The sequence below is a fragment of the Agrobacterium sp. LY4 genome (assembly GCF_001526585.1).
Taxonomy (GTDB): domain Bacteria; phylum Pseudomonadota; class Alphaproteobacteria; order Rhizobiales; family Rhizobiaceae; genus Agrobacterium; species Agrobacterium leguminum.
The window spans coordinates 47329-59255 of record NZ_ASYA01000023.1; the positions used below are offsets into that span (position 1 = coordinate 47329).

The following is an 11927-nucleotide window of genomic DNA, read 5'->3' on the forward strand; positions in this document are numbered from 1 at the left end:
CCTCGCCCTTGAGGCGAGGATCCACAGCCGTTAAAGGTATGGATCCTCGGGTCGAGCCCGAGGATGACGTCGGTTTAGCGAGAAGCCTGTCGCAAGCTTGCGTCGCTCACATCCCCTGCGGGCCGCGATTCATCGCCGCGATACCGGTGCGGCAAATCTCGATCAGGCCGAGCGGCTTGATGATCGCCACGAACTGGTCGATCTTCGACGACTTACCGGTGATCTCGAAGATGAAATGCTCCACCGTCGCATCCACCACCTTGGCCTGAAACGCATCGGCAAGGCGCAGCGTCTCGGCACGGTCCTCGCCGGAACCGGCGACCTTGATCAGCGCCACTTCGCGCTCGATAGGCCGCTCCTGCCCCAGTTCGCGGGCGCGAACGGTGAGATCGAGAACCCGGTGCACCGGCACGATGCGTTCCAGCTGCGCCTTGATCTGCTCCAGCACGATGGGCGTGCCGCGCGTGACGATGGTGATGCGTGACAGATGCGCCTCATGTTCCGTTTCCGAAACGGTCAGGCTTTCGATGTTGTAGCCGCGGCCGGAGAACAGGCCGATGACCCGGGCGAGGACGCCCGGCTCGTTGCTGACGAGAACCGACAGCGTGTGATTTTCGACGGCAGCCGTTTCTTTCTGGATGAAATAGGCGGAGCCGGTGGGTTGTAGGTGTGCGTTCATGTCCTTTTCCTCTCCCGGCTCAGACTAGCTGACGGCCCTTGGCGTCAATGGCGTTGGCAACCGCTTCATCCGTCGCCTCATCCGGCAACAGCATCTCGTTATGGGCTTTACCAGACGGGATCATCGGGAAGCAATTGGCAAGATTGGCGACGCGGCAATCGAAAATGACCGGCTTCTTGACCGCGATCATTTCTGCGATCTTGTCGTCCAGCTCCTTCGGATCGTCGCAATACATGCCGACCGCGCCATAGGCTTCCGCCAGCTTGACGAAATCGGGCATGGCTTCCGTATAGGAGTTGGACAGGCGGTTGCCATGCAGCAGCTGCTGCCATTGGCGCACCATGCCCATATACTGGTTGTTGAGGATGAAGATCTTCACCGGCAGACCGTACTGGATGGCGCAGGACATTTCCTGAATGCACATCTGGATCGAGGCGTCACCGGCAATGTCGATGACCAGCGCGTCCGGATGCGCGACCTGAACGCCGATGGCCGCCGGCAGGCCGTAGCCCATGGTGCCGAGACCGCCCGAGGTCATCCAGTGGTTCGGCTCCTCGAAACCGAAGAACTGCGCCGCCCACATCTGATGCTGGCCGACTTCAGTGGTAATGTAAGTGTCGCGACCCTTCGACGCCTCATAAAGCCGCTGCAAGGCATATTGCGGCATGATGACATCGTTGGAATTCTTGTAGGCGAAGGAATTGCGGGCGCGCCAGCGCTCGATCTGCGCCCACCAGTCGGCCGTCTGCGCCTTCTCAACCTTCTTCGGCAGAGCGCGCCACAGGCGAACCATATCTTCCAGAACATGGCTGACATCGCCGATGATCGGCACGTCGACGCGAACCGTCTTGTTGATCGAGGACGGGTCGATATCGATATGGATCTTCTTGGAATTCGGCGAAAACGCATTGATGCGGCCGGTAATTCGGTCGTCGAAACGCGCGCCGACGCAGACCAGAACGTCGCAATCGTGCATCGTCATATTGGCTTCGTAGGAACCGTGCATGCCCAGCATGCCGAGCCAGTTCTTGCCGGAAGCCGGATAGGCGCCGAGACCCATCAGCGTCGAGGTGATCGGGAAGCCGGTCAGCTCGACCAGTTCGCGCAGCAGCCGGGTCGCCTCCGGACCGGAATTGATGACGCCGCCGCCGGTATAGAAAACCGGCTTCTTCGCCTTCGACATTAGGTCGATGGCGGCATGAATGGCGTTGAGATCGCCCTGAACCTTCGGCTTGTAGCTCTCGTGCTGGGTGGCGGCGGAGGGCGGCGTGTAGGTGCCGGTGGCGAACTGGATGTCCTTCGGAATATCGACGACGACAGGACCGGGACGACCCGTCTGCGCGATACGGAAGGCTTCATGGATGATGCCCGCCAGCTCGTTGACGTCCTTGACCAGCCAGTTGTGCTTGGTGCAGGGGCGCGTGATACCGACGGTATCGCATTCCTGGAACGCATCGGAACCGATGAGCGTGGTGGGAACCTGGCCGGACAGGCAGACGAGCGGAATGGAATCCATCAGCGCATCCTGCAGCGGGGTGACCGCATTCGTCGCGCCGGGGCCGGAGGTGACGAGCATGACGCCGACCTTGCCGGTGGAACGGGCATAACCTTCGGCGGCATGGCCAGCGCCCTGCTCGTGGCGCACGAGGATATGCTGGATGTCTTCCTGCTGGAAAATCTCGTCATAGATCGGAAGCACGGCACCGCCAGGATAACCGAAGATGTGCTCGACGCCATTGTCCTTCAGCGCCTGCAGAACGATCTCCGCACCTGTCATGCGATTGCTGTTTTCCGTATTGTCCTTATCCGTCATTGCCTGTTTCCATCCCGCTTTGGCTTTGGATATCGAGGAGCCCGAGGGCCTGTTTGAAGACATAAAAAAAGGCCCCTAGAGGAGCCTCGTTCAGCGCATGGGTGCTTTCGCCGGATGGTTACACCATCCTGCCCATGCGCCGTCCCACCACGATAAGTACGTTAAGATTTTTCATGGGCCGGAGTGTTAGCCACAAAAGCGCCAGCCGTCAACGCATATTGCAGGAAAAAATCGCCGCCGCCTTCTTTTATTACCCGAAAGGCTGCTTGCGCGAAATTTTCGAACGCAGCCGGTACACATGTTGTTAAGCATAATCTTTTAATATCGAGAACGCAGATACTGCCCGAACCACCGCGATCATCCGCATGTACCGGGAAAAAATGTGAGTAACGACACGTTTCATAATGCGTCCCGCATGGACGAAAACGAACGGCGATCCGGCCAGCAGCCGGCGAACCGCATGCTGGGCCGCGTCATCGCCTGTAACGGTGCGCATGCCACCATCGCCGCCGAAACGGAACCCGGCACCACCGATGTCTCGCAGCTCTGGTCCGTCGGACGCCTGATCTCCATCGAAATGGGTACGAGCCGTGTGGCGGCGCTGGTTTTTTCCATGCGAACCGGCGAGGACTACTGGGCGGCGGACAGGCCGAACAGGCTGCTGATCGACGTTGAACTGGTGGGCGAAGTCTATCGCACCGAGGATGGCAGCGAGCGCTTTTCCACCGGCATTTCCCGTTACCCCTATCTCGGTGCAGTGGCGCATCGCATCCGCACCAGCGATCTTGCCAAGATTTACGACAGCGGCAAGCGCGACGCCTGCACGATCGGCAGGCTGACGCAGGACGACACGATCAACGCCACCATCAGCATTCCCCAGATGCTCGCCAAACATTTCGCCGTCGTCGGCTCGACGGGCGTGGGCAAGACCACCGCCGTCTCGCTGCTTCTGAACAAGGCGATCGAGACCGACCCGAAGCTGCGTGTCCTCATTCTCGATCCGCATAATGAATTCGCGGCCGCCTTTCCCGATCATTCGGTCGTCATCGACACCGATACGCTGGATCTTCCCTTCTGGCTGATGCGCCTTGAGGAATTTGCGGAAGTGATTTTCCGCGGCCGCAAACCGGTGCCGGAAGAAATGGATGTCCTTCGCGACCTCGTTCCGGAAGCGAAAAAGGCATTTCGCGGCACCGAGGGTTCCGCCGTGCGCCGCACCTCCGACAAGAGCGCGATCACGCCGGACACGCCGGTGCCCTATCGCATGGCCGATCTTCTCGCCCTCATCGACGAGCGTATCGGCCGGCTGGAAGGGCGTGGCGAAAAACCCGCGCTGCGTTCGCTGAAAGGCCGCATTCTCTCGGCCATCAACGACACGCGCTATAATTTCATGTTCTCCAGCAATACGATCAGCGACACCATTCTGGAGACGGTCGCGCATATTTTCCGCATTCCCGGGGAAGGCAAACCGATTTCAGTGTTCCAGCTCTCCGGCATCCCCTCCGAAGTGGTAAATTCGGTGGTCTCCGTCCTCTGCCGCATGTCCTTCGAACTGGCGGTGCTGGCGCGCGGCTCGCTGCATATGCTTGTCGTCTGCGAGGAAGCGCATCGTTATGTGCCCGCCGATCCAGAGCGCGGCTTTTTCCCCACCCGGCAATCCATTGCCCAGATCGCCAAGGAAGGCCGCAAATACGGCATTTCGCTCGGCGTCATCAGCCAGCGGCCAAGCGAACTGGACCAGACCATCCTGTCGCAATGCTCGACCGTTTTCGCCATGCGGCTGTCGAACGAGATCGACCAGAAGATCATTCTCTCCGCCGTACCGAACGCATCGACCTCGACCACCAGCTTTCTGTCTTCCATCGGCAATGGCGAGGCCATCGCCTTCGGCGAGGCCGTCAATGTGCCGATGCGCATGCGTTTCGACCGCGTGGCCACGGCCAAATTGCCGAAAGCAAGCGGCACCATCAGCCATACGAACCATGAAACCCCTGACACGGTCGATCTGAACAACATCGTCACCCGCATGCGCGCCACGGCCAAGCCTGTTATCACCGGCTTCCAGCAAAGCGTCGAAGCAGCCTTTTCCGATCTGCCGGAGCCGGCAGCCGCACCACGGGAGACGGACGACATCGACCGCTGGAAGCGGGAACTGGGGACGGCCGCACCGGAGGGATACGAGCCCTACCGCCCGGACATGCTGCCCGGCCGCACGCTCTCCGCATCGCCAAATCCGGCGGCACCCGATGCCGCCTCCGGCGCCGTCAACGAGTTGCGCAAGGCGAGTTTCCAGATGCAGGCACAGAATGGCCCGCCGCCCGGCGATGCACGTCCCTCGCTCCGCGAAAGCCTGCTGAAGAAGCCGCTCGGCAGTCTCTACCGGAAAGACTGATGGGCGCTCTCACGGCTGGATACGTGTCCAGTCGTCCCCCATCTGGTTGCGGAACCAGGTCATCTGCCGTTTGGCATATTGACGGGTCGCGGCCGCCGATTTTTCGATCACCTCCGCCTCGCCGATGCGCCCGGCCAGCATATCGGCAATCTGGGCAACGCCGATCGCCTTCATTGCGGTGGCATCGGATGCGAGGTTGAGCGCGAGAAGCGCCTGCACCTCCTCCACCGCCCCGCTATCCATCATCATCTCGAAACGCCGGTTGATGCGGTCATGCAGCACCGGCCTTTCCGGCAGGACGACGAATTTTTGCGCCCGGTCGGGATCGACGATCATCGGGCCGCTGGCGCGCTGAAAATCCCGGATCGACTTTCCGGTCGCCTTGAGCACCTCCAGCGCCCGGACGATACGCTGGCCATCTCCCGGCTGCAGCATATCCGCCATGGCCGGATCGTGCCGTTTGAGTTCGGCATGGAGCGCAGCCGCTCCCTCCCCGATCAGCCGGGCACGCAGCCCATCGCGGATGTCATCCGGAATGGCGGGCATGTCGGAAAGCCCACCCGTCAGCGCCTTGAAATAAAGTCCCGTACCGCCGACGATGACGGGAAAACGCCCCTGCCCGCGCAAATCCGCAAGCAGGGCGGAAATCTCCCGCAGCCATTCGCCGGTTGAGTAGAGGCTGCTCGCCGGCACATGGCCGTAGAGAAGATGCGGCACGCCCTCCATTTCGTCTTCGGACGGCCGCGCGGTCAGCACCCGCAGCGTGTCGTAAACCTGCATGCTGTCGGCATTGATGACGACGCCGTCCCGCTCCCGCGCCAGACGAAGCGCAAGCGCGGACTTGCCGCTTGCCGTCGGGCCGGTTATCAGGATCGCATCAAAATTCTCATCAAGGTTTTTCATCATGGCTCTCGTTGCCACGCTTATCGCCAATCCGTCAAATCCTGTTCTGACACCGGCCCTCGGCGAGGCGGCCGCAAAGGCCGTCAACGCATCGGGCCTTTATTGGCTGGCCGATGGCATCGCCTGCGATATCGCCCTGCCTTCCGGCACCGCAGCCGAACAGGCTCGCAGTGCTATTGCAGCCACGCTTGCCGGCCAGCCAGTCGATATCGTCATCCAGGAGCAGGATCAGCGCCGCAAGAAACTGCTGATCGCCGATATGGATTCGACCATGATCGGCCAGGAGTGCATTGACGAGCTGGCCGCCGAAGTCGGGCTGAAGGAAAAAGTTTCCGCTATTACCGCCCGCGCCATGAATGGCGAGATCGCTTTCGAACCCGCACTGCGGGAACGTGTGGCGCTGCTGAAGGGTCTGCCTGTCTCAGTTATCGACGATGTCATCGAAAAGCGCATCACGCTTACCCCCGGCGGCAGGGAGCTGATCGCCACCATGAAGGCCAAGGGCTATTACACCGCCCTCGTTTCCGGCGGCTTCACCGTCTTCACTGGCCGCGTCGCCGCCATGCTGGGTTTCGATGAGGACCGCGCCAATCTGCTCGGCGAAGCCAATGGCGAACTTGACGGCACCGTTGCCGAACCCATCCTCGGCAAACAGGCCAAGGTGGATGCGCTGAACGATATTGCCGCAAGGCTCGGCATCTCGCCGGAAGAGGCAATGGCGGTCGGCGATGGCGCCAACGATCTCGGCATGCTGCATCTCGCTGGCGCCGGCGTTGCCCTGCACGCCAAACCGGCCGTGGCCGCCGAGGCGCAGATGCGCATCGACCATGGCGACCTGACCGCGCTTCTCTACATCCAGGGCTACCGCAAGACGGATTTTGTCACTCCATGATCATCCGAGAGACGCCACGACTCATTCTACGCGAGTGGAAGGAGAGCGACCGTGACCTGTTCCGCGAAATCAACGCCGACGAAAAGGTCATGGAGTTTTTCCCCTTCCGCCGCAGCCATGCGGAAGCGGACGCCGTGCTGGAAACCATCAACGGCATGATCCGCGGCAGCGGCTATGGCTTTTATGCGATGGAACTGCGCGAAACCGGCGAGGTCATGGGCTTCTGCGGCATCTCCCCCGTCATGAACCTCGATCCGCCCTTCCCGGTCGGCACCATGGAGATCGGCTGGCGGCTCGCCACCCGCTTCTGGGGCCACGGCTATGTCACGGAAGCGGCGCAGTCGCTGCTCGTCATGGCCTTCGATGAAAAGGAAACGCCGGAAATCGTCTCCTTCGCCGTCCACAACAACCACCGTTCGACGGCGGTGATGGAGCGCATCGGCCTGAAGCGCGATCCTTCCCGCGACTTCGACCATCCGCGCGTGCCGGAAGAGACGCATCCGCATCTACGGCCGCACGTCACCTATGCGCTGACGCTGGAGGAATGGCGGGCGCGATAAGACACCTGCCCGCCAGTTCCCAAGGTCATTTCACGGCCGCATTGCCGCCATCGGCGAACAGAGCGGCACCGGCGACGAAGCTCGCCATGGGGCTCGCGAGGAAAAGCGCTGCGCGCGCAATTTCCGGCGGCTCAGCGATACGTTTCATCGCATGCAGGCCGGCGGCCCATTCCTTCTGGGCGTCGTCTCCCGCAGCAGGTGTATCGACCCCTCCGGGCAGCAGCGCATTGGCGCGAATGCCCTTCACGGCATAATCGGCGGTAATGCCTTTCACCAGCCCCATCAACCCCGCCTTGGCCGCGCCATAAGCCGCCATGCCCGGTATGCCGGCGCTGGTGCCGACGAAGCTCGAGGTGAAGATGATGGAACCGCCACCCCGCATCAACATCGGCGGAATCTGGTAACGCGCGCCCAGAAAGGCGGAGGTGAGATTGACATTGAGCGCATGATCCCATTCCGCAGGCGAAATCTCCGCCAGCGGTTTCATGGCTCCCACCGCTCCGGCATTGTTGACGGCGATGTCGAGGCCACCGAAGACGCTTATGGCCTCATCCGCCAACCGCGAATGGGTTTCGGCAACACCGGCATCGCCGGCAACCGTGTGGACACGACCGCCGGCCTCACGAATGTCTGCGGCAACCTCATGCAGGGCCTTTTCGCCGCGCGCATTGATGACAATGGCCGCACCTTCGGCGGCAAACAGCATCGCCGTCGCCCGGCCGATGCCGGATGACGCGCCGGTGATGATGGCAACCTTGTTTTCGAGTAATTTCATGTCCTTGGCCTCCGTTCGATGGAGACCGAGAATTAGAGAGCGGCCGGGATCACAACCACCCGATTCCTGCCTGACCGGGCGGAAAGCGCCTTATTCCAGCGGCAGCGCCACGACGCGCAGATTGCCCTGCGCATCGGCCACCATCATATGCGCATTCTTGCGGCCCTCGGATTTCAGGCCGTTGACGCGCACCAGCACGTCGCCCGGAACTTCCATGAAGTCCTGCCCAACCTCGACGATGATATCGCCGGCCTTCATGCCCTTCTGCTCGGCGGGCGAGCCCGGATCGACGCTCGCCACCAGCACGCCTTCGACGCTTTCGGCAATGCCCTTTTCGGTGCGTAACTCATTGCTCAGCACCACGAGGTTCATGCCGAGCACGCTCTGCGGCGCCTCGCGCACTTCCGGCGTCTGGTCCTGCGCCTGATCGTCGGCGCCGCCATCATCTTCCGGTGCAACCACACCGCCATCGCCGTCTTCGCTCTGCTGATCTTCGGCCGAGGCCTTTTCATCGGTCGTATCCTGCAATTGCCCGAGCTTGACCTTGACGGTCTCTTGCCTGCCGTCACGCAGGATCACCACATCGACCTCCTTGCCGACCGGGCTTTCCGCCACGATCCGCAAGAGGTCGCGCATCTCATGAATATCCTTGCCGTCGAATTTCAGCACGACATCGCCGGCCTGGATAGGGCCGTTCTCCACCGGTCCGCCCTTGGCGACGCCGGAGATGAGCGCACCCTTGGCGCTGTCCATGCCGAGGCTTGCCGCCACATCGTCGGTGACGGGCTGGACACGAACGCCGAGCCAGCCGCGGCGCGTCTCCCCGAACTCGATGAGCTGCTGAACGATATTCTGGGCAAGCTCCGTCGGCACTGCGAAACCGATGCCGATCGAACCGCCGCTCGGGGAAATGATCGCCGTATTGATGCCGATAACCTCGCCCTTCATGTTGAAGAGCGGACCGCCGGAATTGCCCTTGTTGATCGCCGCATCCGTCTGGATGAAATTGTCATAGGGACCGGCATTGATGTTACGCCCGCGCGCGGAAATGACGCCCACCGTCAGCGAGCCGCCAAGCCCGAAGGGGTTGCCGATGGCCATCACCCAGTCGCCGATGCGCATGCTGCGCGAATCGCCGAACTTGACGGCCTTCAGAGGCGTTTTCGGCTCCACCTTCAACACTGAAAGGTCGGTCTTGGTATCGGTGCCAACCAGCGTTGCCTTGAGCTTCGATCCGTTCGGGAAAATCACCTCGATGGCGTCAGCACCCTCGATAACGTGGTTGTTGGTAACCACATAGCCGGCCGGATCGATGACGAAACCCGAACCCAGCGAACTCACCTTCTCGCCACCCTCGGGCTTCTGGCTGTCGAAATAATCCTTGAAGAATTCCTGAAACGGCGAGCCCTCCGGCAGACGCGGCGGAACAGGGCCCTTGCCCTCGGTCTTGACGTTCTGCGACGTGGAAATATTCACCACCGCATCGAGAAGCGGCTCGGCGAGATCGGCCACCGATTCCGGCCCATGGCTCTGCGCTCTCGCAGCAACCGGTGCCGTCAGGCTACCTGCCACAAGCGCGATGCCCGCGACTGCGGCGATGCTGCTGCGAAAAGGCGAAAGAAGGGTCACGGCCATAAGCGTCCTCGCGTTTCAAATAGTCTTGCCCTGCATATATCGGCAAAGCATAAGGCGGAATGATGAAGTGTAAAAATACCTTTTCGTGAACAGGCGGGGGACGCCTTGCCCTTAGCCACAGCATTGGCACGAAAACGGACCAAAAAGAAAGGGCCGGTAAAACCGGCCCCTCCAAAATCATTTTATCCGCTATCAGTTCGCCGGTGCCGGCGCAGGGGCAGCCGGAGCGGCAGGGGCCGCACCGTCGATATTGTTGAAATAACGGAAGAAGGTCGAGTCCGGAGACAGAACCAGCGTCGTGCCATTGCCGTTCAGCGCATTGGCATAGGCCGACATGGAGCGGTAGAACTCGAAGAAGTTCGGATCGCGCTGGAAAGCCTCGCCGAACACCTTGTTGCGCTCCGCATCGCCTTCACCGCGCAGCACTTCGGACTGACGGCGAGCGTCGGATTCCAGCTCGACGACCTGACGGTCGGCGATGGCGCGGCGGCGCTGCGCCTCTTCGTTACCGCGGGCGCGGATCAGTTCGGCCTCGGCCAGACGTTCCGACTTCATGCGCTCGAAGGTCTGCTGCGAGACTTCCTGCGTCAGATCGGTGCGGCGGATGCGGACATCGACGATGCTGATGCCGAGCGATTCCGCATCGGGACGCAGATCGTCGCGCACTTCCTGCATCATCGATGCACGGGCGTCCGAAAGCGCCGATTCGAAGCCGCGCAGACCGTAGACCCGGCGCAGCGAGGCGTCGAGACGGGTACGCAGGCGCGATTCCGCCGACATCTGGTCACCCGAGACCGTCTGCCGGAAGCGGCGCGCATCCGTAATGCGATAGACCACGAAGGCATCGACCTCGTAGAACTTGCCGCCGGAAACCTGAACGCGGATATTGTCGTGATCGAAGCGCAGCGCCCGGTTCTCGATATATTGCACCCGGTCGGCATCCATGAAGGCGAAGGGCAGCTTGAAATAGAGGCCCGGCGCGGTTTTCACATCCTGGATTTCACCGAAGCGGACGACGATGGCCTGCTGGCGCTCGTTGACGACGAAGATCGACGAGTAACCGAGGAAAAGCACGACGGCGAGACCGACGAGAATGGCAGAAAGACGGTTACCCATATCAGTTGCCTCCCTGCTGTGCTGCGCCCGGATTGTTGCGCATGATCTCGTTCAGAGGCAGATAAGGCACCACGCCCTGTTTTTCGTCGATGATGATCTTGTTGGAACCCTTCAGGACCTGTTCCATCGTTTCCAGGAACATGCGCTGGCGGGTCACGTCCGGCGCGGTGCGATACTGGTCATAGATGGAGACGAAGCGCTGCGCCTCACCCTGCGCCTCGTTGACGACGCGCGACTTGTACGCGTTCGCTTCTTCGAGGATCTGCGCGGCCTGACCGCGAGCGGCGCCGAGCTTCTGGTTGGCGTACTGGTTGGCTTCCTGAACGAAGCGATCTTCGTCCTGTTCGGCACGCTGCACTTCGTCGAAGGCATCGGCCACTTCGCGCGGCGGCGCCGCATCTTCGATGGCCACGGCATTGATGGAAATGCCGGCGCCATAACCGTCCATGGTGGACTGGATGATGGTGCGCACATCCGCCGCAATCGCCTGACGGTTATCGCGGAAAATGTCCTGTGCCGGACGACGGCCGACGACTTCGCGCATGGCGCTTTCGGAAACCTGCTGCAGGGTTTCGGCCGGGCTGTCGACGTTGAAGAGATAGGATTTCGGATCGGAAACCGTATAGAGCACCGAGAACTGCACGTTGACGATGTTCTGGTCGCCCGTCAGCATCACGCCGCTCGACGAAGACGACGAGGCGCGCGAACCGATATTCTGCTGCTGCTCGGTAACCTTGACGATTTCAACCGTCTCGATCGGCCACAGATGGAAATGCAGACCGGGCATCGAGATTTCGTCCTTCGGACGTCCGAAACGCAGCTCCACGCCGCGCTCGTCCGGCTGGACGGTATAGATGGACTGGATGCCGAGGAAAACCAGCACGACGAGAACCACGATGGCAACCGCGCCGCCGTTGAAGCCGCCGGGCAGCACATTCTTGAAACGGTCCTGGCTGCGCCGGATGATCTCTTCGAGATCGGGCGGGCCGCCATTGCCGCCGCCACCGCCGCGAGGCCTGTTAGGCCCCTGCCCCCATGGGCCGCCACCGCCGCCCTGGTTGTTTCCTCCACCGCCGCCGCCCCAAGGGCCGCCGCCGCCATTCTGATTGCTCCAGGGCATCAATACCTCTTTATAAAAGCCTCTCCCGGTTCCGTTCGAAAG

10 protein-coding genes are annotated in these 11927 nt (G+C 61.5%); 3 read left to right on the forward strand and 7 right to left on the reverse strand.

Annotated features, from left to right (window positions below; translation table 11 throughout):
* Positions 1-106: 106 nt before the first annotated feature.
* Both ilvN and L904_RS17945 read right to left on the reverse strand, forming a co-directional pair.
* Positions 107-679 (reverse strand): acetolactate synthase small subunit, encoded by a 573-nt coding sequence (ilvN, locus tag L904_RS17940; protein ID WP_003522378.1) that lies wholly within the window; start codon positions 677-679, stop codon positions 107-109.
* Between the two features lie 19 nt (positions 680-698).
* On the reverse strand, positions 699-2492 hold the full coding sequence (locus L904_RS17945) for an acetolactate synthase 3 large subunit (protein WP_035239227.1): 1794 nt from the start codon (positions 2490-2492) through the stop codon (positions 699-701).
* 382 nt (positions 2493-2874) lie between these two features.
* Between L904_RS17945 and L904_RS17950 the strand changes: the two genes are divergently transcribed.
* Positions 2875-4884 (forward strand): ATP-binding protein, encoded by a 2010-nt coding sequence (locus L904_RS17950; RefSeq protein ID WP_020812043.1) that lies wholly within the window; start codon positions 2875-2877, stop codon positions 4882-4884.
* A gap of 9 nt (positions 4885-4893) precedes the next feature.
* Here L904_RS17950 and miaA read toward each other — a convergent pair whose 3' ends face one another.
* Positions 4894-5790 carry a tRNA (adenosine(37)-N6)-dimethylallyltransferase MiaA gene (miaA, locus tag L904_RS17955; RefSeq protein ID WP_020812044.1) on the reverse strand — a complete coding sequence of 299 codons (897 nt, stop codon included), beginning with the start codon at positions 5788-5790 and terminating at the stop codon, positions 4894-4896.
* On the opposite strand from miaA, the gene serB reads away from it, so the two are divergent.
* Both serB and L904_RS17965 read left to right on the forward strand, forming a co-directional pair.
* A complete protein-coding gene (gene serB / locus L904_RS17960) occupies positions 5789-6679 on the forward strand; it encodes a phosphoserine phosphatase SerB (RefSeq protein ID WP_020812045.1) in 891 nt (296 codons plus the stop codon). The two genes, miaA and serB, sit on opposite strands and share 2 nt — an antisense overlap.
* The gene (locus L904_RS17965; RefSeq protein ID WP_020812046.1) at positions 6676-7239 is read left to right on the forward strand and encodes a GNAT family N-acetyltransferase; all 564 of its coding nucleotides are present in this window, start codon (positions 6676-6678) and stop codon (positions 7237-7239) included. The genes serB and L904_RS17965 overlap by 4 nt, the downstream gene beginning before the upstream one ends.
* Before the next feature lie 25 nt (positions 7240-7264).
* On the opposite strand, the gene L904_RS17970 is transcribed toward L904_RS17965, so the two are convergent.
* From L904_RS17970 to hflK, 4 genes are all read right to left on the reverse strand, one after another.
* Positions 7265-8014: an SDR family oxidoreductase gene (locus L904_RS17970; RefSeq protein WP_020812047.1), complete on the reverse strand. Its 750-nt coding sequence runs from the start codon at positions 8012-8014 to the stop codon at positions 7265-7267.
* A 90-nt stretch (positions 8015-8104) separates the two neighbouring features.
* Positions 8105-9649, reverse strand: coding sequence for a Do family serine endopeptidase (locus L904_RS17975; RefSeq protein WP_003522370.1), 1545 nt, complete (start codon positions 9647-9649; stop codon positions 8105-8107).
* 192 nt (positions 9650-9841) lie between these two features.
* Entirely contained in the window at positions 9842-10765 is a 924-nt protein-coding gene (gene hflC / locus L904_RS17980) for a protease modulator HflC (RefSeq protein WP_020812048.1), read from the reverse strand.
* 1 nt (position 10766) lies between these two features.
* Complete coding sequence (gene hflK, locus L904_RS17985; RefSeq protein ID WP_003522368.1) at positions 10767-11885, reverse strand: FtsH protease activity modulator HflK; 1119 nt, start codon at positions 11883-11885, stop codon at positions 10767-10769.
* Positions 11886-11927: the final 42 nt, after the last annotated feature.